24 protein-coding genes are annotated in these 23,629 nt (G+C 64.6%); 3 read left to right on the plus strand and 21 right to left on the minus strand.

Annotated features, from left to right (window positions below; genetic code table 11):
- The first annotated feature begins 14 nt into the window (after window positions 1–14).
- Entirely contained in the window at window positions 15–950 is a 936-nt protein-coding gene (hemF, locus tag ACGK9R_RS15650; RefSeq protein WP_394582980.1) for an oxygen-dependent coproporphyrinogen oxidase, read from the plus strand.
- Window positions 947–1,765 (plus strand): shikimate dehydrogenase, encoded by an 819-nt coding sequence (aroE, locus tag ACGK9R_RS15655; RefSeq protein ID WP_394582982.1) that lies wholly within the window; start codon window positions 947–949, stop codon window positions 1,763–1,765. Before hemF ends, aroE begins: the two co-directional genes overlap by 4 nt.
- A gap of 28 nt (window positions 1,766–1,793) precedes the next feature.
- Here the strand turns inward: aroE and ACGK9R_RS15660 are convergent, their stop codons facing one another.
- The 16 genes from ACGK9R_RS15660 to ACGK9R_RS15735 all read right to left on the minus strand — a co-directional run bounded on the left by ACGK9R_RS15660 (window position 1,794) and on the right by ACGK9R_RS15735 (window position 16,916).
- On the minus strand, window positions 1,794–2,594 hold the full coding sequence (locus tag ACGK9R_RS15660) for a M48 family metallopeptidase (RefSeq protein WP_394582984.1): 801 nt from the start codon (window positions 2,592–2,594) through the stop codon (window positions 1,794–1,796).
- A 152-nt stretch (window positions 2,595–2,746) separates the two neighbouring features.
- The gene (locus tag ACGK9R_RS15665; protein ID WP_394582985.1) at window positions 2,747–3,361 is read right to left on the minus strand and encodes a hypothetical protein; all 615 of its coding nucleotides are present in this window, start codon (window positions 3,359–3,361) and stop codon (window positions 2,747–2,749) included.
- Between the two features lie 231 nt (window positions 3,362–3,592).
- Window positions 3,593–4,996 (minus strand): ribosome biogenesis GTPase Der, encoded by a 1,404-nt coding sequence (der, locus tag ACGK9R_RS15670; RefSeq protein ID WP_394582987.1) that lies wholly within the window; start codon window positions 4,994–4,996, stop codon window positions 3,593–3,595.
- A complete protein-coding gene (bamB, locus tag ACGK9R_RS15675) occupies window positions 4,993–6,162 on the minus strand; it encodes an outer membrane protein assembly factor BamB (RefSeq protein ID WP_394582989.1) in 1,170 nt (389 codons plus the stop codon). The genes der and bamB overlap by 4 nt, the downstream gene beginning before the upstream one ends.
- Window positions 6,162–6,818: a YfgM family protein gene (locus ACGK9R_RS15680; RefSeq protein ID WP_394582990.1), complete on the minus strand. Its 657-nt coding sequence runs from the start codon at window positions 6,816–6,818 to the stop codon at window positions 6,162–6,164. Before ACGK9R_RS15680 ends, bamB begins: the two co-directional genes overlap by 1 nt.
- A 42-nt stretch (window positions 6,819–6,860) precedes the next feature.
- Complete coding sequence (gene hisS, locus ACGK9R_RS15685) at window positions 6,861–8,156, minus strand: histidine--tRNA ligase (RefSeq protein WP_394582992.1); 1,296 nt, start codon at window positions 8,154–8,156, stop codon at window positions 6,861–6,863.
- 49 nt (window positions 8,157–8,205) lie between these two features.
- Window positions 8,206–9,321 (minus strand): flavodoxin-dependent (E)-4-hydroxy-3-methylbut-2-enyl-diphosphate synthase, encoded by a 1,116-nt coding sequence (gene ispG, locus ACGK9R_RS15690; RefSeq protein ID WP_394582994.1) that lies wholly within the window; start codon window positions 9,319–9,321, stop codon window positions 8,206–8,208.
- 8 nt (window positions 9,322–9,329) lie between these two features.
- Window positions 9,330–10,259, minus strand: a complete 930-nt coding sequence (locus tag ACGK9R_RS15695; protein WP_394582996.1) for a RodZ domain-containing protein — start codon at window positions 10,257–10,259, stop codon at window positions 9,330–9,332.
- A gap of 28 nt (window positions 10,260–10,287) precedes the next feature.
- Entirely contained in the window at window positions 10,288–11,034 is a 747-nt protein-coding gene (gene pilW / locus ACGK9R_RS15700; RefSeq protein ID WP_394582998.1) for a type IV pilus biogenesis/stability protein PilW, read from the minus strand.
- 182 nt (window positions 11,035–11,216) lie between these two features.
- Window positions 11,217–12,398: a 23S rRNA (adenine(2503)-C(2))-methyltransferase RlmN gene (gene rlmN, locus ACGK9R_RS15705; protein WP_394583000.1), complete on the minus strand. Its 1,182-nt coding sequence runs from the start codon at window positions 12,396–12,398 to the stop codon at window positions 11,217–11,219.
- Window positions 12,399–12,470: 72 nt separating this feature from the next.
- Window positions 12,471–12,896, minus strand: coding sequence for a nucleoside-diphosphate kinase (gene ndk, locus ACGK9R_RS15710; protein WP_394583002.1), 426 nt, complete (start codon window positions 12,894–12,896; stop codon window positions 12,471–12,473).
- A 139-nt stretch (window positions 12,897–13,035) separates the two neighbouring features.
- Complete coding sequence (locus tag ACGK9R_RS15715) at window positions 13,036–13,362, minus strand: HesB/IscA family protein (protein WP_394583004.1); 327 nt, start codon at window positions 13,360–13,362, stop codon at window positions 13,036–13,038.
- Between the two features lie 33 nt (window positions 13,363–13,395).
- Entirely contained in the window at window positions 13,396–14,577 is a 1,182-nt protein-coding gene (locus ACGK9R_RS15720; RefSeq protein ID WP_394583038.1) for an aminotransferase class V-fold PLP-dependent enzyme, read from the minus strand.
- 35 nt (window positions 14,578–14,612) lie between these two features.
- Window positions 14,613–15,080 carry a Fe-S cluster assembly transcriptional regulator IscR gene (iscR, locus tag ACGK9R_RS15725; protein ID WP_394583006.1) on the minus strand — a complete coding sequence of 156 codons (468 nt, stop codon included), beginning with the start codon at window positions 15,078–15,080 and terminating at the stop codon, window positions 14,613–14,615.
- Between the two features lie 112 nt (window positions 15,081–15,192).
- Entirely contained in the window at window positions 15,193–16,059 is an 867-nt protein-coding gene (cysE, locus tag ACGK9R_RS15730) for a serine O-acetyltransferase (RefSeq protein ID WP_394583008.1), read from the minus strand.
- 98 nt (window positions 16,060–16,157) lie between these two features.
- Window positions 16,158–16,916, minus strand: coding sequence for an RNA methyltransferase (locus ACGK9R_RS15735; RefSeq protein WP_394583010.1), 759 nt, complete (start codon window positions 16,914–16,916; stop codon window positions 16,158–16,160).
- Window positions 16,917–17,080: 164 nt separating this feature from the next.
- Here ACGK9R_RS15735 and ACGK9R_RS15740 point away from each other — a divergent pair, with 164 nt between their 5' ends.
- The gene (locus tag ACGK9R_RS15740) at window positions 17,081–17,875 is read left to right on the plus strand and encodes an inositol monophosphatase family protein (RefSeq protein WP_394583012.1); all 795 of its coding nucleotides are present in this window, start codon (window positions 17,081–17,083) and stop codon (window positions 17,873–17,875) included.
- A gap of 114 nt (window positions 17,876–17,989) precedes the next feature.
- On the opposite strand, the gene secF is transcribed toward ACGK9R_RS15740, so the two are convergent.
- The 5 genes from secF to queA form a co-directional block, all read right to left on the minus strand.
- A complete protein-coding gene (secF, locus tag ACGK9R_RS15745; RefSeq protein WP_394583014.1) occupies window positions 17,990–18,916 on the minus strand; it encodes a protein translocase subunit SecF in 927 nt (308 codons plus the stop codon).
- Window positions 18,917–18,970: 54 nt separating this feature from the next.
- Window positions 18,971–20,824, minus strand: coding sequence for a protein translocase subunit SecD (gene secD, locus ACGK9R_RS15750; RefSeq protein WP_394583015.1), 1,854 nt, complete (start codon window positions 20,822–20,824; stop codon window positions 18,971–18,973).
- A 125-nt stretch (window positions 20,825–20,949) separates the two neighbouring features.
- The gene (yajC, locus tag ACGK9R_RS15755) at window positions 20,950–21,276 is read right to left on the minus strand and encodes a preprotein translocase subunit YajC (protein WP_394583017.1); all 327 of its coding nucleotides are present in this window, start codon (window positions 21,274–21,276) and stop codon (window positions 20,950–20,952) included.
- A 90-nt stretch (window positions 21,277–21,366) separates the two neighbouring features.
- A complete protein-coding gene (gene tgt, locus ACGK9R_RS15760; RefSeq protein ID WP_394583019.1) occupies window positions 21,367–22,485 on the minus strand; it encodes a tRNA guanosine(34) transglycosylase Tgt in 1,119 nt (372 codons plus the stop codon).
- Between the two features lie 52 nt (window positions 22,486–22,537).
- Window positions 22,538–23,569, minus strand: coding sequence for a tRNA preQ1(34) S-adenosylmethionine ribosyltransferase-isomerase QueA (gene queA, locus ACGK9R_RS15765; RefSeq protein ID WP_394583021.1), 1,032 nt, complete (start codon window positions 23,567–23,569; stop codon window positions 22,538–22,540).
- Window positions 23,570–23,629 lie beyond the last annotated feature (60 nt).

The following is a 23,629-nucleotide window of genomic DNA, read 5'->3' on the forward strand; positions in this document are numbered from 1 at the left end:
GCCCTGGAGAGACCGTGGCTCACGAGCACCTTGATGACGTCAAACAGTACCTGCAACACCTTCAGGAGCGGCTCTGCGAGGCGCTGGCCGCCGAGGATGGCCGCGGCACGTTTCGCGAAGAGAGCTGGGAGCGCGAGGCCGGTGGCGGCGGGCGCTCGCGAGTGATCGAAAACGGCGCGCTGTTCGAGAAGGGCGGGGTCAACTACTCCCATGTGTATGGTGAAACGCTGCCGCCGTCGGCCACCGCCTCGCGCCCGGAGCTTGCCGGGCGCAGCTTTCACGCCGTGGGTGTCTCCTGGGTGCTGCACCCGGAAAACCCCCACGTGCCCACGAGCCACGGCAACGTGCGCTTTTTCATCGCCGAGAAAGAGGGTGAGCCGCCGGTATGGTGGTTCGGCGGTGGCATTGACCTTACGCCCTACTATCCGGTGTTCGAGGACGTGGTGCACTGGCATCGCGTGGTGCGCGATGCCTGCGCGTCCTTCGGCGACGACGTCTACCCGCGCTACAAGGCCTGGTGCGACGAGTACTTCTACCTGAAACACCGCGACGAAACCCGCGGCGTGGGCGGGCTCTTCTTCGATGATCTGAACGAGCCGGACTTCGCCACCGCCTTCGCGCTGCAGCGTGCGGTGGGCGACAGCTTTCTGGATGCTTATATTCCGATTCTCAAACGCCGGCGTGATACGCCCTGGGGTGAGCGCGAGCGCGACTTCCAGCTCTACCGGCGCGGGCGCTATGTCGAGTTCAACCTGGTGTGGGATCGCGGTACGCTGTTCGGCCTGCAAAGCGGTGGGCGTACCGAATCCATTCTGATGTCGATGCCGCCATTGGCGCGCTGGGAGTACGGCTATACGCCCGGGGCGGGCAGCCCCGAGGCGCATCTCGATGACTACCTCGTCCCCCGCGACTGGCTGGCCGAGGCCGACAAGCTGGGAGTAACCCCATGAGCGAGCGTTACTGCGTACTGGGCAACCCGGTCGCGCACTCCAAATCACCGCTGATCCACCAGGCGTTCGCCGCGCAGACCGGCCAGCTGCTGGAGTACACCGCAGAGCTCGCGCCGCTCGATGGTTTCGAGGCGGCCTGGCGTGCGTTTTGCGAAAGCGGCGGGCGCGGCGCCAACGTCACCGTGCCTTTCAAGCAGGAAGCCTTTGCACTTTGCGACACCCTGAGCGAGCGCGCCCGGCGCGCCGGCGCGGTGAACACACTGATCAATGGCCAGAACGGCCGCATTTACGGCGATAACACCGACGGTATCGGCCTGCTACGTGATTTGACCGCGCACGATGTCGCCCTCGCCGGCAAGCGCGTGCTGGTGTTGGGGGCCGGCGGCGCGGTGCGCGGTGCGCTCGCGCCTTTATTGGCAGAGCGCCCCGATGAGCTTTTGATCATCAATCGCACCGGTGCCAAAGCCGAAGCGCTGGCGCGGGATTTCGCGGACGTGGGCGCGGTGCGCGGGGGCAGTTACGACGCTTTGGAGGGGACCTTCGATCTGGTGATCAATGCGACCAGCGCGAGCCTTTCCGGCGAGCTTCCGCCGCTGCCCGAAGGACTTTTTACCCCCGGGGGCGTCGCCTACGACATGATGTACGGTGTTGAGCCCACGGTATTTCTGCAGTGGGCGAAAACGCAAAAGGCCGCCACGGTGGACGGCCTGGGAATGCTGGTCGAGCAGGCGGCGGAGGCGTTTTTTCTCTGGCGTAACGTGCGCCCGGAAACGGTGCCGGTGCGCGCGCTGCTGCGCGAAACGCTCACCCGTTGAGTCCGGCATGCGGCCGGACTCGCTCCACTTAAGGGCGCGGGCAGTTGGGCGCGCGGCCCTGGCTCCGGGCCTGCTCATAGCTTGCCATGGCCTGGCCCATGGTGGCCTGAAGCCCTTCGATACGCTGACCCTGACTTGGGTGGGTGGACATCCACGCCGGCGGCGCACCGCCGCTGGACGCCGCCTGCATGTTTTCCCAAAGCGTGACGCTTTCGCGCGGGTCGAAGCCTGCCTGGGCCATCAGGTTCTGGCCGATGGTGTCAGCTTCGCTTTCGTGACGGCGCGAAAAGGGCAGCGCGATGCCGTACTGCGCGCCCATGCCCAGCACGCCCATGAGCTGCTGGCCGCCGGCGGATTGCCCCGCAGCGCCGGAGATCACCGATAGCCCAAGCGAGGTGGCGCTTTGGGTCGAGGCGCGCTCGTTGGCGTGGTTGGCCAGCACGTGGCCGATTTCGTGGCCCACGACCGAGGCGAGCTGGTCCTGGTTGGTGGCGATATCGAGCATGCCGGTGTTCACGCCCATGTAGCCACCGGGCAGGGCGAAGGCGTTGGGCTGCTCGGATTCGAATACGCGCACCTGCCAATCCATGCTGCGCTGGCGCTCCGGCAGCACGTCGACGATGGCGTTGGTGATGCACTGCACGTAGCGCAGGCTCGCCTGATCACCCATCGGCACGTCCTGCTGATACTGGGCAAACGCCTGCTGACCCATCTGATTCAGCTCGGCGTCCGACAACAGTAACAGCTGCGAGCGACCGGTGGGGGAAGTGCTACAGGCGGCGAGCGAGACGCACAGTGTGGTAACGGCAAAAGGACGAAGCCAGCGCATAAAAAATCCTTGTCGGCGAAAAAAGCCGTATGAAAATGAAAGATCCGTTTCGGAACGATCCGTTTCGAGTAGTTTTATCATAACGCAGCGCGCGGGCAAATGCGGGCAGCGAATCCGCCAGACCGCACGTTTGGGGCCGCCGCGCCGCTGAGTTAGCGTGTCTGAGTGAGTTGGCCGTCGGGGCCGACGTTGAACCGCAGTGTCGGCGTCAGCACCCCGGCGGGGAGGGTCACGCCCAGCCCGCTCAGGCTTCCCGGCGTGATCGCAAGCTCGCTGCCCTGGGGCAGCGCGCCCCGCTCGGCAAGCTGTCGGGCCAGGTCGATCATCGGGCGCAGGCGCTGGGGGTCGGTGGCGAGAACATCCAGGGATAGCGGCAGACGAAGGTTCGGCCCCGCCCCCGGCGTTAGCGACACGGTTTCACCGTAGCGCCCGGTGACCGGGTCTGCCCCGGGCATGTCCACTGCCCAGTTGAAGCCCGCCATGTTCACCGCCGGCATCCCCCGAGGCAGGTCCAGCCCGAGTGCGAGAGTGGCCTGAATCGGCAGGCTGCCCGAGCGCAGGCTCGAGGCCAGCATGTTGGGCAGGCCGGCCGCGTCGAATCCGCTATTCAGGTCATAGGAGCCGACCCGGACGTTTTCGACCGTCGCGGAGGTCACCGACAGGCGAAAGGCGTTGAAAGCGGTTTGCGGCATGGTCATGCAGCCGGTGAGCAGGGCGGCCACGCTGAAAAGGGTCAGCCAGCGAAAGCGGCGCACGAAATACGACATGACGTCCCTCCTGTGAAGGGCGAGTAGAAGTGGATCAACCCGGGTTATTTGAGGTAGGGCGCCGGTTTTTGTCAATCTTATTCGAAACGCACCGCATCATGGATGAGGGCTGTAGGAGCAGGCGTTAGCCAGCGATGCAGCGCAAAGCGCTGCCGGGGTTGAGCAGGCACCATAAAAAACGCCCGTCTCGTGACGAGGCGGGCGCTGTTCGAGCGGGTATACGGCTTCCAATCAGCGGCGCTTCTGGCGCGCCTCTTTGGTGCGGTTGAGCTCGCGCTTTTTGGCCTTCTCCTTGTCGCTGGCGCCGGCCATCTGATCGAAGGGGTTGTCGCCGGAGCGGAACTCGAAGCGCATCGGCGTGCCGCGCACCTTGAGCACCTTGCGGAAGGTGTTGGTCAAGTAGCGCCGGTAGGCTTCCGGCAGCGAGCTCGTCTGGTTGCCGTGAACCACGATGATCGGCGGGTTGCTGCCGCCCTGGTGGGCCATGCGCAGCTTGATGCGCCGGCCGTGGACCATGGGCGGCGGGTGCTGGCTCACCGCGTCCTGCAACAGCGTCGTCAGGCGGTTGGTCGACCAGTGGGCGTTGGCGGCCTCGAACGCGCGCTCGATCGAGGGGTAAAGATCGCCCACCGCGGTGCCGTGCAGCGCCGAGATGAAGTGCATCTCGGCGTAGTCGGCAAAGCCCAGCCGGCGCTTGATCTGGCTGCGCATCTTCTCGCGCGCCTCGTGCTCCAGCCCGTCCCACTTGTTGACCGCCAGCACCAGCGCCCGGCCGGTAGTCAGCACGTAGTCCAGAAGGTGCAAATCTTGCTCGACCAGCCCGCTTCGAGCATCCAGCACCATGATGGCGACGTGGCACTCCTTGATCGCCTCCAGCGTCTTGATGATCGAGAACTTCTCGGCGATCAGGCTGACGTTCTTGCGCCGGCGCACACCGGCGGTGTCGACCAGTACGAACGGCTTGCCGCGGCGCTCGAAAGGAATCTCGATGGCGTCGCGGGTGGTGCCGGCTTCGTCGAACACCACCACGCGCTCTTCGCCGAGCAGCCGGTTGACCAGGGTGGATTTACCCACGTTGGGGCGGCCGATGACGCCGATGCGAATCCCCTTGCTGCCAGTGTCGGCGGGGATGTCGGCGTCGCGCTCGGGAAAGGGCTCGAGCACGGTGTCGATCAGCTGGGAAACGTTGCGCCCATGGGCGGCGGCGATCGGCCAGGGATCGCCGAGGCCCAACCCCCAGAAGTCACCCATCGCCGAGTGCTCTTCGAGCCCGTCGGTCTTGTTGACTACAAGCCAGGTCTTTTTCTGGTTGACCCGCAGGTGGTTGGCGATCGCCTCGTCGGCGACGTTGAGCCCGGCGCGGGCGTCGACCAGAAACAGCACGATGTCGGCTTCGTCGATGGCGGCGAGCGACTGCTCGGCCATCGCCGCGTCGATGCCTTCCTCGTCGCCGCTGATGCCGCCGGTGTCGATGACCGTGTAGGTCTTGTTACCCAGCAGGCCGTTACCGTACTTGCGATCGCGGGTCAGACCGGGAAAGTCGGCCACCAGCGCGTCGCGGGAACGCGTCAGGCGGTTGAACAGCGTCGATTTGCCCACGTTGGGCCGACCGACCAATGCAATGACGGGTGTCATGGAGCGATTTCCAACGTTTGCAGCCGGCCGTTGTTGGCCTGTACATGAAGCGTGCTGCCTTCGCTGACCGGGCGCAGGCTTATGCCGGATTTATGGACCCGGGTGCGGCCGACGATGTTGCCTTCGCGAGCGTCGATCAGGTGCACGTAGCCTTCGAAGTCGCCCACGGCCAGGCGGCCGTTGGCGAAGGCCGGCGCGGTCAGCTTGCGATCTTCGAGTGCGGCGTTGCGCCAGATTTCCTGGCCGCTGCCCGCGTCCAGCGCCACGACTTGACTGTCGTCGGTGACGACGAACAGAGCGTTGCCGACCAGCACCGGCGTATGGCGGCTGGAAAGATTGGTTTCCCACAGCACGCCGCCTTGGGTCGCTTCGAGCGCCACGACGCGGCCGTTATAGCTGGTCACGAACAGGCGACCGTCCGGGCTCAGCACCGGCTGGCCGGCGAGATCGACGAGCCGTTCGACTTCGCTGCGCCCGCGCGGGGTGGCGATCTGCTGCTCCCACAGCGGCTGGCCGCTGCGGTTATCCAGCGTGGTCAGGCGGCCGTTGGCCTGGCCGACGAAGGTGACCGGGTCGATGACCATGGGGGTGCCGGTGCCGCGAAGCGTCAGCGCCGGCTGGGAGCTGGTATAGATCCAGCGCTCGGCGCCGGTGGCCCGGTCGAGCGCGGTGACCTGGCCATCGACGCTTTGCACGATGAGAAGCTGCTGGTTGGCCTGCGGAGCCGCCAGTACTTCGCTGGAAACCCGCGAGCGCCAGTTGACGCTGCCATCGCTTTGATCGATCGAGATGACTTCGCCGTTGCGCGTGCCGAGATAGAGCTGGCCGGCGATGGCGTTGAGCGCGCTCGACAGCGGCGTGTCGAGGTCGATGCGCCACTGGCGGTTGCCGTTTTGCGCGTTGAACGCCATCACCACGCCCTGGGCGTCGGCGGCGAACACGGTGTTGCCTTCACGCGCGGGCTCGATGGGGTAGCGGGCGCGGCCCAGCCCATCACCGACGTTCTGGTGCCAGGCGCTCGACACCGTGGTGGTCTCGTTGAAGCTGGTCAGCGGCGTGGGCACGTGGGTAGGCTCGCTTTTGCTGGCACAGCCGGCCAGAAGCGCGATGGCCGCGGCGCCGAGCGCCGTTTTCATGGAACGGGAGTTCAGGAGTCTGGTCGTCATCAGGAGGTCGCCTCCTCGGCGCCAAGGTCGTCTAACTTGAACTGTATGCCGTAAAGCGACTGGTTCTGCTCGTCGGCAGCCAGCGCTTGTTGCCAGGCCTCGCGCGCGCCCTGGGTATCGCCCAGCGCGGCGAAAGCGTCGCCGCGAGCGTCAAGGCGCTGGGCGGCGAGGGAGTCGGCCATCGGCTCGTCGAGTAGCGTAATCGCCTGCTCCGGGTTGCCCTGGGCGATTTCGACGCGCGCCAGGCGCAGCCTTGCAAGGCTCTGCAGGTAGTCGTGGGAGGCGCCGTCGACGGCGCGCTCCAGCGCCTCGCGCGCGGCGTCCAGATCGCTTTGATCCACGGCCAGGCGCGCCTCGATCAAAAGCGCAAGCTCGGCGTAGAGCGTGCTGCCGTAGTCGTCGTTGATCTCGTTGACCAGCCGCTGCGCGGTCTGGAACTGCTCGGCGCTCTGCTCCGGCGCGGCGCTGATGGTGACCAGCTGCTGGTAGCGGGCCGACGCCGCCGCGGACTGTCCCTCCTGGTAGTTCTGCCAGGCGTGCCAGCCAAATACGCCCGCCGCGGCGATCACCGCCCCCGCGATCAGCGAGGTACCGTTCTCTTTCCACCAGCGCTTGATCACATCAAGCTGTTCTTCTTCGCTTCTCAGCTCCGCCACGGGCGGTCTCCTTGTTCGGGTTGTCGATTCGAGGGCGTCGAATCAGCCGTCGAGCAGCGCGTCGAGCGTGGCAGGTAGCGCACGCTGCTCGACGGTTTGCTGCTCGCGCGCGTCGCGCAGGAACTTGATCGTGACCGTCTGGTTGGCCACTTCGTCTTCGCCGAGCAGCAGCGCCAGGCACGCCGTGCTCTTGTCGGCTTTTTTCATCCGGCTCTTGAAGCTGCCGCCACCGCAGTGAAGCGCAAGCTTGAGCGTAGGCAGCTCGCCGCGCAGCGTTTCGGCAAGGGTCAGCGCGGCGGTAGTGGCGCTATCGTCCAGCGCCATGAGGTAGACGTCGCTTCCGCCAAGTGCCTCATCGGGGACGAGTTCGAGAGTTTCGAGCAGCAGAATCAGCCGCTCGATGCCCATGGCGAAGCCCACCGCCGGGGTGGGCTTGCCGCCGAGCTGCTCGACCAGGCCGTCGTAGCGCCCGCCGGCGCACACCGTGCCCTGGCTACCAAGCGCCGTGGTGGTCCACTCGAACACCGTGCGCGAGTAGTAGTCGAGCCCGCGAACCAGGCGCGGGTTGACCACGTAGTCGATACCGGCGGCCTCGAGCATCGCTTTCAGCGACGCGAAGTGCTCGATGGAGGTCTCGTCCAGATGATCCAGAAGCTGCGGCGCGGCGTCGAGCATCTCGGCCATCGCCGGGTTCTTGGAATCCAGAATGCGCAGCGGGTTGCTCTCGAGGCGGCGCAGCGAATCCTCGTCGAGCAGCGCCTTGTGCTCGTTGAAGTAGGCTACCAGGGTGTCGCGGTAGGCGGCGCGCGCCTCGAGCGAACCCAACGAGTTGAGCTCGAGGGTGACGTGCTCGTAAAGCCCAAGCTCTTTCCAGAGCCGAGCGGTGAGCAGGATCAGCTCGGCGTCGATGTCCGGGCCTTCGAAGCCGTAGGCTTCGACACCCACCTGATGGAACTGGCGGTAGCGGCCTTTCTGCGGGCGCTCGTGGCGAAACATCGGCCCCTGGTACCAGAGCCGCTGGGTCTGGTTGTACAGAAGGCCGTGCTCCATGGCCGCGCGCACGCAGCTCGCGGTGCCTTCCGGGCGGAGGGTGAGGCTGTCGCCGTTTCTGTCCTCGAAGGTATACATTTCCTTTTCGACGATGTCGGTCACTTCGCCGATGGAGCGAGCGAACAGCGCGGTCTGCTCGACGATGGGCATACGAATCTCGTCGAAGGCGTAGCGCTGCATCAGTGCGCGCACTTTCTCTTCGAAAAACTGCCAGCGCGGGCTTTCGCCGGGCAGCAGGTCGTTCATGCCGCGAATCGCCTGGATCTTTTTACTACCGGACTTGCTCAATGAAAACTCCTTGTCAGCACGGGACGCCAGGCGCCCCGCCTTGCGCGCGTTACACGCTTTTGGTGATAACGGCGTCCTGCTGCTGCTGTTTAAGGCGCACCTTCTCGCGGATCAGGGCTTCGAGGTCGTCGACCAGATGGTCGTTGCGCAGCTTGCTCGCGGGCTTGCCGTCGATGTAGACCAGGTTCGCTGGCGACCCGCCGGTCAGGCCGATATCGGTCTCCTTGGCTTCACCGGGGCCGTTGACCACGCAGCCGATCACCGAGACGTCCAGCGGCGTCATGACGTCTTCCAGACGCTCCTCGAGCTGGTTCATGGTGTCGATGACGTCGAAATTCTGGCGCGAGCAGCTCGGGCAGGCGATGAAGTTGATGCCCTTGGCGCGCAGCTTCAGGCTCTTGAGCATGTCGAAACCGACCTTGATCTCTTCCACCGGGTCGGCGGCGAGCGACACGCGAATGGTATCGCCGATGCCGTCCATCAACAGCATTCCGAGGCCAATCGAGGATTTTACCGTGCCCGAGCGCAGCCCGCCGGCTTCGGTGATCCCCAGATGCAGCGGCTGCTCGATGCGGGCGGCGAGATCGCGGTAGGCAGCGACCGCCATGAACACGTCCGAGGCCTTGACGCTGACCTTGAACTCCTGGAAATCGAGTCGGTCGAGGTAGTCGATATGGCGCATGGCGGATTCCACCAGCGCCGCCGGGGTCGGCTCGCCGTACTTCTTCTGCAGGTCTTTCTCGAGGGAGCCGGCGTTGACGCCGATGCGAATCGGAATGCCGTGGTCGCGGGCGGCGTTGACCACCGCCTTGACGCGGTCCTCGCGACCGATGTTGCCCGGGTTGATGCGCAGGCAGTCGACGCCGAGCTCCGCCACTCGCAGGGCGATCTTGTAGTCGAAGTGGATGTCCGCCACCAGCGGCACGTCGACGCGGGCCTTGATGCGCCCGAACGCCTCGGCGGCGTCCATGTCCGGCACGGAGACGCGCACGATGTCGGCACCGGCCTTTTCCAACTGCTGGATCTGGCCGACGGTGGCGTCGACGTCCAGCGTGTTGGTGTTGGTCATGCTCTGTACCGCGATGGGTGCATCGCCGCCGACGGCGACCTTGCCAACGTGAATCTGGCGAGACGGACGGCGCTTGATTGGAGAAGGGGCGTGCATAGGACGGATCACTCTCCCAGAGTAAAGCGGGCAACGTTGTTGGCACCGGCGCGAGCCGCCAGGTCGACGACGCCGCCCTGGTAGATCAGCTCTACGCCGGTGGCGTTACCGATGGTGAGTCGAAAGGGCGGCTGGCCCTCAACCGTGGCCGTGGTGCCCGGGGTTTGCAGGCCCACGAATACGCGCTGATTGGTGGCATCGAAAATTTCGGTCCAGGACTGCTCCGAGAAGGTCAGCTCCAGGGTGTTGGGGTCGACGTCCGCCGCGGCCAGTGCATCAACGAGCGACTGGGCGGCGGCGATGGCCTCATCGGAGACGACCGGGTCGGGCTCGCTAACCGGCGCTTCGTTTTCGTCTTGCGCGTTTGCGCCGGCGTTCGGGGCTTGCCCGGCGGCGCTCGGCGCTTCGCTGGGCGCGGCGGTCGGCGTATTCGGCAGCGCCGGGGTGGCGTCCGGGTTAGACGCCGCGAGCTCGCTCTGCTCCTCGGCAGTGGGGGCGGCGCCCATGCTCGGCGGCTCGCTGCCGCCGCGGCTTTGCCACCACATCACCGTGACACCGATCAGCCCGACCACGACCAGCAGGGTGACGAGTTTGAAAAGCCAGGCGCCGACCTTCGAAGGCGGGCGGGACGTGGTGACCGGCGTGACCTTACGCTCGGCCTCGGCGGTACCGAAGCGCGCCTTGTAAGCGTCGAGCACCGCCTGCTCGTCCATACCGAGGTATCGGGCGTAAGCGCGCAGGTAGCCGCGACGATAGGCGGCGACGGGGATTTCGTCGTACTGGTCGCGCTCCAGGCCATCGACCACGGCGGGGCGCAGATTGAGCGCCTGGGCGGCTTCGGCCAGCGGTACACCCAGCTGCTCGCGCTGGTGGTTCAAAAGCTCGCCCGGCGAGGCGGTAGCGGTGGCGGTATTCTCGTGTAAGTGCATGTCGCTCATGGCTGAGCATCCTTCAATAATTAGGTGGTCAGGGCGCGGACGCGGCCATCGACTGGCGCTGATACTCGGCGGCGGCGCTTTCATCGCCGCGCTCGCGGGCGACCGAAGCGGCGAGCCTTAGCGCCTGCGGGTCGGGACCTGCCAGCTGCAGATAACTTTGCAGCGGCGCCCAGGCGCGGTCGAAATTACCCTGAGAAGCTTCCAGTTCGGCTAACATTAAATACCCGCGCGGACTCCGCGGGTCGATACTTTGGGCGCGGGCGAAACGCTCGCGTGCGCGCTCGACATCGTCGAGCGCCATGTAACACTGCCCCAGGTTGGTGAAAAGCTGGGCGCGATTGGCATACTGCGCGTCCTGAGACGCGATTTCCAACTGTTCGCAGGCCTCGCTGAACCGGGCCTGCTGGTATAAAAACGCGGCGTAGTTGTTACGCGCGCGGGTAAAGTTCGGCTCGGCGCTGACCGCCTGTTGAAAGTAGCGCTGGGCGAGCTGATTTTCGCCCTGCTGTTGATAGACCAGCGCCATGCCCTGGAGCGCCTCGGCGTGGCGCGGGTCGATCTCGATGGCGCGGTCCAGCGCATTGAGCGCGCGCGCCAGATTGCCGCGCTCGAGGTACGCCACCCCGAGCTGGCTGTAGGCATCGGCGGCGCTTTCCCCGGTCGACGGCGAGGGCGAAGTGCTTTGGGTAGCGCACCCGGCGAGCATCACGCTGCCCAATAGCAGGGACAAAAGCGGTACTCGAAAAGCGGTGGTGCGCCTGGCGTAGCCAATCATTATCGCCCTCGTGAATGAGTGTTCATCCGCCGTATGAGTCGGCGCTGCCGGGTATTGCACACCGCGCACCGGTAAACGGTATGTCGATGAACGGTATGTCAATCAATCAAATGTCGGTGAACAGTATGCCGGTAAAAACCAGGGTTCATCAAAGCGCTGTGTCGGGTGGAAGTCAAGGCGCGTTAGTCGGCGTCGAGCTGGACCGACTGGATGTAGCGCGCGCTGCGCTTGGTGCGGTCCTTGACCCGACCCACCAGCTGCCCGCAGGCGGCGTCGATATCGTCGCCGCGCGTCATGCGAACGGTGGCGTTGTAGCCCAGATCGTAAAGCCACTGCTGAAAGCGCATCACCTGATTGCGTGACGGCTTTTCGTAGCCGGAATTGGGGAACGGGTTGAACGGAATCAGGTTGATCTTGCAGGCCAGCTCCTTGAGCAGCTCGGCGAGCTGTTCGGCGTGCTCCTGCTGATCGTTGACATCCTTGATCAGCGTGTACTCGATGGTGACCTGGCGGTTCTCCGGCGCCTTGGCCAGATACCGGTGGCAGGCATCCAGCAGCGCGCGGATGTTGTACTTGCGGTTGATCGGCACCAGCTCGTTTCGAAGCTCGTCGGTCGCGGCGTGCAGCGAAATCGCAAGGCTTACGTCGATCTCGTCGCCGAGTTTGTCGAGCATCGGCACCACGCCGGAGGTCGAGAGCGTCACGCGACGCTTGGAGAGACCGTAACCGCTGTCGTCGAGCATCAGCTTCATCGCCGGCACGACGTTGTCGAAGTTCAAAAGCGGCTCACCCATGCCCATCATCACCACGTTGGTGACCGGGCGATTGGCGGTGTCGCGGCGCGGGCCGACGCTTCTTTGCGCGACCCACACCTGGCCGATGATCTCGGCGGCGGTGAGGTTGCGCTGAAAGCCCTGCTTGCCGGTGGAGCAGAAGCTGCAATCCAGCGAGCAGCCCACTTGCGATGACACGCAGAGCGTGCGCCGCTTGCCGTTTTCCGCCGGGATCAGGACCGTTTCCACGTAGCTGCCGTCTTCCACCTCGAGCACCCACTTGCGCGTGCCGTCACTGGAGGTGCCTTCGTACACCACGCGCGGCCCGCGAATTTCCGCCACCTGGCCGAGCTTCTCACGCAGCGCCTTGGAGAGGTTGGTCATCGCGGTGAAGTCATCGATGCCCTCCTGGTGGATCCACTTCATCAGCTGGGCGGCACGGAACTTCTTCTCGCCAATGGAGAGAAAGAACGCCTCCATCTGCGCGCGGGAAAGCCCCAGCAGATTGGTCAGTGCCGGTGCGGTATCAGCGGTTGAGTGGGAGGCGGCGTGCGCGCTCGGCGTGTGTTGGGCTACGGTGGTGGTCGTCATGGCTCGGCGCTTGGAAAGGGCGGGGGCGAACCCCCGCGAAAGTGGCCAGCAACGCGGTTCGAGACGGCGCGCTTAGCGCGGGCAGATCTCGTCGTTGCCGAAGAAGTAAGCGATTTCGCGCTCGGCGCTCTCGGCGGAGTCGGAGCCGTGAACGGCGTTGGCGTCGATGGTTTCGGCGAAGTCGGCGCGGATGGTGCCGGCTTCGGCTTCTTTCGGGTTGGTCGCGCCCATCAGGTCGCGGTTTTTGGCGATCGCGCCTTCACCTTCGAGAACCTGAACGACGACCGGGCCGGAGGTCATGAAGCCGACCAGGTCCTTGAAGAAGGGACGCTCCTTGTGCTCGGCGTAGAAACCGCCGGCTTTCTCCTCGGAGAGGTGCAGCATTTTGGCGGCAACGACCTTGAGACCGGCCTTTTCGAAACGCGCGATGATCTCACCGATCGCATTCTTGGCAACGGCGTCGGGCTTAATGATGGAAAGAGTGCGTTCAGTCGCCATGGGAATCTCCTTGAGGGCTAAAACAGAAAGGGCCGCTTCTTTGGAAGCGGCACACTTGAGGATCGCTCTTGGCCGGCGGGACCCCCGGCCGAGTGGGCGCGATTATAGCGCCTCCCAGCGGGGATGAATACCGATTCGACTAAACCGTGAAGCTCTCGCCGCAGCCGCACTCGTCCTTGACGTTGGGGTTGTTGAAGCGAAAGTAGCGATTGAGCCCTTCGCTGACGTAGTCGACTTCGCTGCCGTCGAGCATCGCCAGCGCCTCGGGGTCGACGTAGACGCAGGCGCCGTGCTCTTCAAAGCGCACTTCGTCGGCCTTTGCTTCATCGGCGAAGTCGAGCACGTAGCTGTAGCCCGAGCAGCCGCTCGGCTTGACCGCAACGCGAAGGCCAAGGCCCTGACCTCGCTCGTCCAGCACGTGGCGAATCTGTTGGGCGGCGTTGGGCGTGATCGTGAGTGTTGCCATTACATGTTCCTTTTGAAGTCGAATCTGACCGGCTCAGTGGGCGGCGGCCGGCGCGCGCAGGCCGCTCACGGCATGGTGGATCAGATCCAGCGCATGATCGATGTCATGGTCGGTGGTAAAGCGGCCAAAGCTGAAGCGAAGCGACGCGTGGGCGAGCTCGCGCGGGGTACCCACTCCGAGCAGTACATAAGAGGGCTCCACGCTTGCCGAATTGCACGCCGACCCGGTCGAGACCGCCAGGTCGCGCAGCGCCATCAGCAGCGCCTCGCTATCCACGCCTTCGAAGGCCACGTTGACGATGTTGGGTACGCCGTGCTCGGCGGGCGAGTTGACGTGAATGCCACCCACCTCGTCGAGCCCGGCCAGAAAGCGCGCGCTCAGTTCGGCGATACGCGCTTGATCCGGGCCGCTGTGCTCGCCCATCATCGCGAACGCCTCGCCCATCCCGGCGATCTGGTGCGTGGGCAGCGTGCCTGAGCGCATACCGCGCTCGTGGCCGCCGCCGTGAATGAGTGCTTCGACCCGAATATCCGGGTGGCGTTTCACGTAGAGCGCGCCCACACCTTTCGGCCCATAAGCCTTGTGGGCGGAGAGCGACATCAGATCGACCTGCTGGGCGGCAACGTCGAGCGCGATGCGACCCACCGCCTGGGCGGCGTCGGTGTGAAACGCCGCGCCGAAGGCGTGGGCGGTGTCCGCCAGCGCCTTGAGATCATTGACCGTGCCCAGCTCGTTGTTCACCGCCATCAGCGAAACCAGCGTGGTGTCGTCGCGTAGCGCGCTTTCAAGCTGTGCGGGGCTGATGCGACCGTCGCGCCCCGGGGTGAGCCAGGTCACCTCGAAGCCTTCGCTTTCGAGCGCTTTGGCGGTGTCCACGACGGCCTTGTGCTCGATGATCGAGGTCACCAGGTGCATGCCGCGTTCGCGGTTGGCGCGCATGAAGCCGGTCAGCGCCAGGTTGTCGGCCTCGGTGGCGCCGCTGGTCCAGACGATCTCCCGCGGGTCGGCGCCGATGGTGTCGGCCACCTGGCGGCGCGCCTGCTCGACCGCCTGCTCCGCCTGCCAGCCGAGCATGTGGCTGCGCGACGCCGGGTTGGCGAAGAGCTGATCCACCGTCAGGTAGCGCTGCATGACCCGAGCCACGCGCTCATCCACCGGCGTGGTGGCGGCGTAATCCAGGTATACGGGGAGCGGGGGAGCGGTCGGTGTCGGCATGGTGTCCAGCGGCTGATTCAGCGTTGAAAGGGCAGTCATTGAGACGAGGCGAGAATGCTCGCATCGACCCGGTGGCGCTGACGGCTTGCGGTGTGCAGCACGTCCGGGCGCTTGGCGAGCTCTGCAAGCGTTACATCATCGAGAAACCGACGAATCTGGCTGGAAAGCTCGCACCATAGATAGTGAGTCAAGCATATATCGCCCTGTTGGCAATCCGACATGCCCTGACAGCGCGTGGCATCGACGCGCTCGTCCACCGCGTCGATCACCTGGGCGACGCTGATGGCGTCGAGCTCGCGCGCGAGCAGATAGCCGCCGCCGGGGCCGCGCACGCTCTTGATCAGCCCCGCCCGGCGAAGCCGTGCAAAGAGCTGCTCCAGATACGAAAGCGAAATCTCCTGACGTTTGGAAATATCGCCCAGACACGTCGGGCCCTGCTCGGCGTGCAGCGCCAGATCGAGCATTGCCGTAACGGCGTAACGGCCTTTGGTGGTCAAACGCATAGGGTATCCCGGTGCCAACCTTGGGCGCATTGACGAAAGTGTGGCCCCATTATGGGAAATCCCGAGTACTTTGGTCAACTATTACGCGGCGAGCCGACAGCAGGCACCCGGCTCAGCGTTTGGGCTGCTCGGTATCGGCGGGCTCGACGCGTGGGGCGGGCTTTTGCGGCTCGGGGCTCACGCCGTCACAGCCGGTGTCGCGCTCGTCGAGAAGCCCGGCGAAATCCTCGCTGTTGAGCTCGGGCAACTGGCCTTCACGGTAGCCGGCGTCGAGCTTTCGCAAAGTGGCGCACATGCGCTCAAGCCGCCCGTCGACGGCGTGCATATGATCGAGCATCGCCTGCATCGAGCGCGCGACCGGATCGGGCATGTCCTGGCTGACGCCGTAGGCGTCGAAGCCGAATTTCTGGCAGATCGCCTCGCGCCGGGCCGGATCGACCTCGAGCGCGGCTTCGACGTCCGGCTCCGGGCGCTTGACGATTTTGCCGGGGATGCCGACCACCGTGGCGCCAGCGGGCACCTCCTTGGTGACCACCGCGTTGGAGCCGATCTTGGCCCCGGCGCCCACGGTGAAGGGGCCGAGAATCTTGGCGCCGGCGCCGACGATCACGCCGTCGCCCAAGGTCGGATGGCGCTTGCCCTTGTTCCAGCTGGTGCCGCCCAGGGTCACGCCCTGGTACAGGGTGACGTTATCGCCGACCAGCGCGGTTTCACCGATCACCACGCCCATGCCGTGGTCGATGAAAAAGCGCCGCCCGATGGTCGCGCCCGGGTGGATCTCGATGCCGGTCAGCCAGCGCCCGAAGGTGGAGATGCTGCGCGCCAGCCACTTGAGGTTCTTCTTCCACAGCCAGTGGGCGCCGCGATGCAAAAGCAGTGCGTGAAGTCCCGGGTAGTTGGTCAGCACTTCGAGGAAGTTGCGCGCCGCGGGGTCGCGGTCGAACACGCTGTTGATATCTTCACGCAAGCGTTCAAACATGAAAGGTCCTTCGTTTGGGCGACAGCGCCGCGCCTCGATGGGTCATCGAACGCAGGCGGTGGGGGAGAGTAGCGTTGTGGGGGCTGCCGCCCCGGGATTCAAGTCCGCTTCCAGTCCAGCGCTTTGTCAACCGCCGCTTTTTCCGTGGCGGTGAGCACGCCGCGCAAAATGCTCATTTCCATTTTTTCCACCCGCGCGCGCAGATAGAGCCTTCTGAGCCGGGCCATCAGCTGGCGGGGTTTATCCGGGTCGTGAAAGTCGATCGCGATCAGGGTGCGCTCCAGATGCTCGAAGTAACGCTCGAGCTCCTCGTGGGTCGCGAGCTCGTCGTCGCCTTCTGGCTCGGCGGGCGCGCTCTGGCTATCGAGCCAGGCCAGGCGGCACTCGTAGGCGACGACCTGCACCGCCGCGGCCAGGTTCAGCGAGCTGAAATCACTGTTGGTGGGGATGTGCACGTGGGCGTGGCAGCGCTGAAGCTCGGCGTTGGTCAGCCCGCTGTCCTCGCGGCCAAACACCAGCGCCACCCGGGCGTTGTCGGCCCGGCACTCGTTGGCAAGCCGGCCGCCGAGCTCGCGCGGGGCCAGCATCGGCCAGGGCAGCGCGCGTGAGCGGGCGCTGGCGCCCACGGCCAGGGTGGTATCCGCCACCGCCTCTTCCAGCGTGTCGACCACCCGGGCCTGGTGCAGCAAGTGATCCGCACCGGAGGCCCGCGAGATGCTCTCCTGGGTGATCACCTCGCAGCGCGGCGCGACCAGGCGAAGATCGCCAAGGCCCATGTTGTGCATGGCGCGGGCAACGGCGCCGATGTTGCCGGGGTGACTGGTGCCGATAAGCACGATGCGGATGCGCTCAAGCATGACAAGGCTCGGTGGTGATGAAAAGGCGCAGTTTAGCATGAGTCGATAGCAAGCCCGAGGGGGCTCTGTTAGAATTGCGCGCCAAAGGTTCGCCCACCCTCCGTTTACCTGACGCTCTCCGGGCGGCCCACCGTTCTTTAACATCACCGTGACAAGGTTTGATCATGACTCCAGTGGTCCAGTTTGCGCTGCGCGCCGCGCGCAGCGCCGCCGAACAATTTCTTCGCGTTCGTGAGCGCATCGAAAACGCTCACGAAGAAGCCAGCCTCGAGCGCATTCTCGACGACGCCGCGCGCAAGGCAGAAGCCACGATCGTGCACCAGCTCGAGCGCGGCTATCCCCAGCATGGCATCACCGGGCGCTACACCGCCCATAAAGCCGGCGAAGGCGACGGCGCCGAGACCCTCTGGAAGATTGAACCGCTTCACGGCTACTCCAACGTCGCCGTAGCGGGTAAAGGCTTTGCACTCACGGTGGTGTGTCTGATCAAGGGGCGGCCCGAGCACGCCGTCATCATCGCGCCCTTCGGCGACGACGAGTACATCGTCAGCCGCGGCGGCGGCGCCCAGCACAACGACAAACGCATGCGCGTGAGCAAAGCCACCGCGCTTGCCGGTACCCGTATGGCGATGAGCCTGCCGCCCGCCTGGCTGCGCGACAAGCACCTGCCCGCCTATCTCAGCGTCATTCAACACATCGCCCCGCAAACCGATACCCTGATCGCCACCGGCAGCGGCCTGCTGGATATCTGCGAACTCGCCTGCGGGCGCGTCGACAGCGTCTTCGTGCTGGGCCTCGAAGAGCAGGACCTGCACGTCGGCTCGCTGCTGCTGAAAGAAGCCGGCGCTCTGACCGGCACCCTGCAAGGCCAGCCCGCGATCAAGCCCGAAGGGCAGCTCATGGCCGCCGGCCCGCGCCTTTACAAGGCGCTGATCAAGCAGCTCGCGCCGCACGTTTGACGGTGGGTGATTCGTGATTCGTGAATCGTAAGTTGTGAATCGTGAACGATAAAAGCCCCTGCCGGGTTCACGGCAGGGGCTTTTTTGTCGAGAGCGAGGGGGCGAAAAGCGCCGTTACGGCAGCTCCTCTTCCTCTTCGTCGGTCGCCTTTTTTGTGGGAATCAAATCTTCCCGCGAGAGCTTCAAGGGCAGCAGCAGCGCACCCGAGATGTAGATCGAGGAGAAGGTGCCCACGCCGATGCCGACCAACAGTGCGATGGCGAAGTTCTGAATCATGTCGCCGCCGAGCACCAGCAGCGCCACCAGCACCAGCATGGTGGTACCTGAGGTTGCCAGCGTGCGCGACAGGGTGGCGTTGATCGCTTCGTTGAAGATCTGCGGCATGTCGTCGATGCGTGAGGTACGAATCGACTCGCGGATGCGGTCGTAGACCACGATGGTGTCGTTGAGCGAGTAGCCGATGACCGCCAGGATCGCTGCCAGCACGGTCAGGTCGAAGTCGAGCTGGAACAGCGCGAACACGCCGATCACGATGATGACGTCGTGAATCAGCGCCAAAAGCGCCCCGATGGCGAACTTGTACTGAAAGCGCAGCGCCACATACAGCATGACCACGCCGAGCGCGACCATCAGGCCCATGCCGCTCTGATCGCGTAGTTGATCGCCCACCTGGGCGCCGACGAACTCGGCGCGAATCAGATCGACGCTTTCGCCGTTTTCGCGCAGCAGATTCACCACGGTGGTGCCTACTTCCGGGTCAAACGCCTGCTGCAGGCGAATCAGCACCTCGGTGGAGGCGCCAAAAGTCTGCACCGAGACATCCTGAAAACCACTGGATTCGAGCAGCTGACGCACGGCGTCAAGCGAGGGAGCCGCGCCGTAGCGCACCTCGATGAGCGTGCCGCCGGTGAAGTCGAGCCCGAGGTTCAGCGAGAACACGGCAATGGCGATAATCGACACGACCAGCATGACGGCGGAGGCGATGAACGCCAGCTTACGCCGCCCCATGAAGTCGATGTATAAATGCGTCAGGGGTTTCATGACCACCTCTTGAAGTCGGGGCGAAGCGCAGGCATCTGAAGAGTATTCATGGCGTCAGATCCAGAGCTTTTTGACGGGTTTGCTGCCGTAGGTCAGGTTGACCATGGCGCGCGTCACCATCAGCGCGGTGAACATCGACGTCAAAATGCCGATCGAGAGCGTCACGGCGAAGCCTTTCACCGGCCCGGTGCCGATCGAGAACAGAATCACCGCCACCAGCAGCGTGGTGATGTTGGCATCGACGATCGAGGTAAAGGCGCGCTCGTAGCCGGCGTTGATCGCCTGCTGGATCGACAGCCCGTTTCTCAGCTCCTCACGTATGCGCTCGAAGATCAGCACGTTGGCGTCCACCGCCATGCCGAGCGTCAATACGATACCGGCGATACCCGGCAGGGTGAGCGTTGCACCCAGCATCGACATCACCGCGACCAGCAGTGTCAGGTTCAAGCCCAGTGCCACGGTGGCGAACACGCCGAACACCTTGTAGCGAGCGAGCATGAACAGCACCACCAGCAAGAGGCCGATTTGCACCGACAGAAGCCCGCGCTCGATGTTCTCGGCGCCCAGGCTTGGCCCAATGGTGCGCTCCTGAACGAAGTAGATGGGCGCGGCGAGCGAGCCCGAGCGCAGCAGCAGCGCAAGTTCCGCGGCTTCTGTCGGGGAGTCCAGCCCGGTGATGCGGAAGCTGTTGCCCAGCGCGCTCTGGATGGTGGCGAGGCTGATGATGCCGCGCTCCACGTAGGGCTCGCGCTCGATGGTCTCTTCGCCGGTTTCCGGGTCGGTGACCACCGTGTCTTCGCTCTTGTGCTCGATGAACAGCACCGCCATGTTGCGCCCGATGTTGGTGCGCGTGGCGCGGTTCATCAGCGTGCCGCCGGTGCCGTCCAGGTTGATGTTGACCTGGGGGCGGCCGTTTTCATCGAAGCTGTTGCTCGCGCTCGAGACGCTGTCGCCGGTGATGATCACATCACGCATCAGCACGGCATTGCGCCCCGCCTGGTTGCGGAATACGTGGCTCTCGGTTTCCTGATCCGGCGTGTCGTTGCGTGCTTCCAGGCGAAACTCCAGATTCGCGGTGGCGCCGACGATACGCTTGGCGGCCACAGTATCCTGAATGCCGGGCAGCTCCACTACGATCTGGTTCGGCCCCTGGCGCTGAACCATCGGCTCCGCCACGCCCAGCTCGTTGACCCGGTTACGCAGCGTCGTCAGGTTCTGGTTGATGGCGTAGTCCTGGATTTCGCTCACGACCTGGTCGCTGAGGGTCATCACCAGACTCGCCGAGCGGCCGCTGCCTTCGCTTGCGTAGTCGAAGTCCGGGAAATCACGGCTGATCAGGCGCCGCGCCGCGTCACGGTCCTCGCTATTGGCGAAATCGAGTGAAAGCGTTTGGCCCTCGATCTCGGTATTGCGATAGCGAATGCGCTCGCCGCGCAGAAGTTCGCGCATGGCGCTGGCGTTGACTTCCAGCCGCTGGGTGATCGCCGCGTCCATGTCCACTTCGAGCAGAAAGTGCACACCGCCGCGAAGATCGAGGCCGAGGGTCATCGGCGAGGCGGAAAACGCTTCCAGCCAGCCCGGCGTCGCTTCGGCCAGGTTCAGCGCTACGGTGGCGTTCGGGCCGAGCACGTTGGCGGCCACGTCGCGGGCATCGAGCTGGTCGTCGTCGCTTGCCAGGCGAATCAGCCACTGGCCGTTCTCCTGCTCGACCTGGGTGACCGCGATGCCGTCTTCGTCGAGCGCGTCGCGCACGCGGTTGATATCGCGTTCGCTCACGGCGTCGCCCTGGGCGTTACTGACCTGAATGGCGGGGTCGGCGGGAAAAAGATTGGGAAGCGAGTAGATAAGGCCAACGATCAGGACGACCAGTATCAGTAGATACTTCCACAGGGGGTAACGGTTGAGCATGTAAGCCCTGCCTTCAATGACATACGGAATTGCCGTACGCGGGGAGCCCGCGTACGGCAACGTTTACCATCATCGATCGCACCCATGCCGGGGTGGCGGGCACTGTCGGCAGGGTGGCGTAAAGATCAGATGGACTTGATAGTGCCCTTGGGCAGTACCGCGGCCACGGCGTTTTTCTGCACGTTCACTTCGGTGCCTTCGGACACTTCCAGGGTCAGGAATTCGTCGGTGACCTTGGTCACCCGACCGACCAGACCGCCGCCGATGACGACTTCATCGCCCTTGTCCAGGCTCGTCACCAGCTGCTTGTGCTGCTTGGCGCGTTTGGCCTGGGGGCGCCACAGCAGGAAGTAGAAGATCAGTACGAAACCGACCAGCATGACGATTTGGGCAATGCCCCCGCCGGTAGCGGCTTCCTGGGCATGCGCCGGTGAGATGAAGAAATCCAGCATCGAGCGAACTCCTGGGTTAACGACGTTAAGGTTGATGGGAAAGGGGCTAGCGCCACGCGCCTAAGCGCGTGGCAATCGGTTCGTTAGCCGTCAATCTGCAAGCGGCGGCACGGCAAGGCCGCGCTGGGCGTAAAAGCCCTCTACAAAGGCGGTCAATGTACCCGCTTCGATAGCCGCGCGCAAATCCGCCATGACCCGCTGATAGTACCGCAGGTTATGGATCGTATTGAGCATCGAACCGAGCATCTCGTTGCAGCGATCCAGGTGGTGCAGGTAGCTTCTGGAGAAGTTCTGGCAGGTATAACAGTCGCAGCTTTCATCCAGTGGGCGGGTGTCATGGCGGTGTTTGGCGTTACGAATCTTGACCGTGCCTTCCGGGGTGAACAGGTGGCCATTTCGCGCGTTGCGGGTCGGCATCACGCAGTCGAACATGTCCACACCCCGGCGCACGCCCTCTACCAGATCCTCGGGCTTGCCCACGCCCATCAGATAGCGCGGCTTGTCGTCCGGCATCCAGGTGGGCAGGTAGTCGAGCACCTTGATCATCTCTTCCTTCGGCTCGCCCACAGAAAGCCCGCCGATCGCCAGACCGTCGAAGCCGATCTCCAACAGGCCCTTCAGCGAGCGCTCGCGTAGCTCCGGGTGCATGCCGCCCTGGATGATGCCGAAAAGCGCCGAAGGCGAGTCGCCGTGGGCGTTTCGGGAGCGCTTGGCCCAGCGCAGCGACAGCTCCATGGACTTCTCTGCTTCCTGGTAGGTGGCCGGGTAGGGCGTGCACTCATCGAAGATCATCACCACATCCGAGCCCAGCGAGCGCTGCACCGCCATCGACTCCTCCGGGCCCATGAACACCTTGCTGCCATCCACCGGCGAGCGAAAATGCACACCCTGCTCGGTGATTTTGCGCATCTCACCCAGTGAAAAAACCTGAAAACCGCCGGAGTCGGTGAGAATCGGCTTGTCCCACTGAGCGAAGTCGTGCAGGTCGCCGTGGGCCTCGATCACCTCCGTGCCCGGGCGCAGCCACAAATGAAACGTGTTACCCAGGATGATCTCGGCGCCGATCTCCTTGACGGATTCCGGCGTCATCCCCTTGACGGTGCCGTAGGTGCCCACCGGCATGAACGCCGGGGTCTCCACGGTGCCGCGGGGAAAGTGCAGGCGGCCCCGGCGCGCACGGCCGTCTTCCGCCAGGCGCTCGAAGCGCATGAAGCATTCGTTTCGCATATCCAGTACTCGTATCTCTATTTCGTAGGCGGCGTCAGCGGGTCAAGAACATCGCGTCGCCGTAGCTGAAGAAGGCGTAGCGCTCGCTGACCGCTTCCTGGTAGGCGCGCATGATCTGCGCGTAACCCACGAAGGAGGCGACCAGCATCAAAAGCGTCGACTCGGGCAGGTGGAAGTTGGTGATCAGACCCTCCACGCAGCGCCACTCGTAACCGGGATAGATGAAGATGTCGGTATCGCCCTGGTAGGGGGCGATCCGGCCGTCCGCGCTTTTCTGGCAGGCGCTTTCCAGGCAGCGCACGCTGGTGGTGCCCACGGCGATCACCCGCCGGCCCGCGGCTTGCGCCTTGCGCACCTTGCTGCAGGTATCTTCACCCACCTCGAACCACTCGCTGTGCATGTGGTGCTCGAGGATGTTATCCACCCGCACCGGCTGGAAGGTGCCTGCGCCCACGTGCAGGGTGACGAAGGCGCTCTCCACGCCTTTCTTGGCCAGGGCGTCGAGCAGCGGCTGATCGAAGTGAAGCCCGGCGGTGGGGGCGGCGACCGCGCCGTCGCGGCGAGCGTACACGGTCTGGTAGCGCTCGCGATCAGAGTGCTCGTCGTCGCGGGTGATGTAGGGCGGCAGCGGCATGTGGCCGTGCGCTTCCAGAAGCTGGATCATCGGCGTCTCGCCTAAAAAGCGCAGCTCGAACAGCGCGTCGCGGCGGCCTTCGACCACCGCGCGCACGCCCCCTTCGAAGATCAGCTCGGTGCCGGGCTTGGGCGATTTGCTCGAGCGGATGTGCGCAAGCCCGCGGTGTTCATCCAACGGGCGCTCCAGCAGCATTTCCACCTTGCCACCGCTCGCCTTGTGGCCGTGCAGCCGGGCGGGGATCACGCGGGTGTCATTGAACACCAGTAGATCCCCTGGTGCCAGAAGCTCGAGCAGGTCGTTGAATTGGCGGTGCGCGAGCGCGCCTTCCTCGGCGTCGACGCACAGCAGCCGGCAGTCGCTGCGCTGCTCCGACGGGTAGCGAGCGATCAGCTCATCGGGTAACTCGAAGTGGAAGTCCGCGCGCTGCATGAAAAGGCTCTTTTGGCTGGTCAAACGGGCGGCCTAGGATAGCGCTTTCGCGCCACAAAG

It is taken from the genome of Halomonas sp. HNIBRBA4712 (assembly GCF_043558675.1).
In the GTDB taxonomy this organism is placed as follows: Bacteria; Pseudomonadota; Gammaproteobacteria; order Pseudomonadales; family Halomonadaceae; genus Vreelandella.

What these genes read in the sequence shown, in the direction of transcription:
- aroE (WP_394582982.1), top strand. Translation starts at nt 947, where the DNA reads ATGAGCGAGCGTTACTGCGTACTGGGCAACCCGGTCGCGCACTCCAAA.
- ACGK9R_RS15660 (WP_394582984.1), bottom strand. Translation starts at nt 2,594, where the DNA reads ATGCGCTGGCTTCGTCCTTTTGCCGTTACCACACTGTGCGTCTCGCTC.
- ACGK9R_RS15665 (WP_394582985.1), bottom strand. Translation starts at nt 3,361, where the DNA reads ATGTCGTATTTCGTGCGCCGCTTTCGCTGGCTGACCCTTTTCAGCGTG.
- der (WP_394582987.1), bottom strand. Translation starts at nt 4,996, where the DNA reads ATGACACCCGTCATTGCATTGGTCGGTCGGCCCAACGTGGGCAAATCG.
- bamB (WP_394582989.1), bottom strand. Translation starts at nt 6,162, where the DNA reads ATGACGACCAGACTCCTGAACTCCCGTTCCATGAAAACGGCGCTCGGC.
- ispG (WP_394582994.1), bottom strand. Translation starts at nt 9,321, where the DNA reads ATGCACGCCCCTTCTCCAATCAAGCGCCGTCCGTCTCGCCAGATTCAC.
- ACGK9R_RS15695 (WP_394582996.1), bottom strand. Translation starts at nt 10,259, where the DNA reads ATGAGCGACATGCACTTACACGAGAATACCGCCACCGCTACCGCCTCG.
- pilW (WP_394582998.1), bottom strand. Translation starts at nt 11,034, where the DNA reads ATGATTGGCTACGCCAGGCGCACCACCGCTTTTCGAGTACCGCTTTTG.
- rlmN (WP_394583000.1), bottom strand. Translation starts at nt 12,398, where the DNA reads ATGACGACCACCACCGTAGCCCAACACACGCCGAGCGCGCACGCCGCC.
- ndk (WP_394583002.1), bottom strand. Translation starts at nt 12,896, where the DNA reads ATGGCGACTGAACGCACTCTTTCCATCATTAAGCCCGACGCCGTTGCC.
- ACGK9R_RS15715 (WP_394583004.1), bottom strand. Translation starts at nt 13,362, where the DNA reads ATGGCAACACTCACGATCACGCCCAACGCCGCCCAACAGATTCGCCAC.
- ACGK9R_RS15720 (WP_394583038.1), bottom strand. Translation starts at nt 14,577, where the DNA reads ATGCCGACACCGACCGCTCCCCCGCTCCCCGTATACCTGGATTACGCC.
- iscR (WP_394583006.1), bottom strand. Translation starts at nt 15,080, where the DNA reads ATGCGTTTGACCACCAAAGGCCGTTACGCCGTTACGGCAATGCTCGAT.
- cysE (WP_394583008.1), bottom strand. Translation starts at nt 16,059, where the DNA reads ATGTTTGAACGCTTGCGTGAAGATATCAACAGCGTGTTCGACCGCGAC.
- ACGK9R_RS15735 (WP_394583010.1), bottom strand. Translation starts at nt 16,916, where the DNA reads ATGCTTGAGCGCATCCGCATCGTGCTTATCGGCACCAGTCACCCCGGC.
- ACGK9R_RS15740 (WP_394583012.1), top strand. Translation starts at nt 17,081, where the DNA reads ATGACTCCAGTGGTCCAGTTTGCGCTGCGCGCCGCGCGCAGCGCCGCC.
- secF (WP_394583014.1), bottom strand. Translation starts at nt 18,916, where the DNA reads ATGAAACCCCTGACGCATTTATACATCGACTTCATGGGGCGGCGTAAG.
- secD (WP_394583015.1), bottom strand. Translation starts at nt 20,824, where the DNA reads ATGCTCAACCGTTACCCCCTGTGGAAGTATCTACTGATACTGGTCGTC.
- yajC (WP_394583017.1), bottom strand. Translation starts at nt 21,276, where the DNA reads ATGCTGGATTTCTTCATCTCACCGGCGCATGCCCAGGAAGCCGCTACC.
- tgt (WP_394583019.1), bottom strand. Translation starts at nt 22,485, where the DNA reads ATGCGCTTCGAGCGCCTGGCGGAAGACGGCCGTGCGCGCCGGGGCCGC.
- queA (WP_394583021.1), bottom strand. Translation starts at nt 23,569, where the DNA reads ATGCAGCGCGCGGACTTCCACTTCGAGTTACCCGATGAGCTGATCGCT.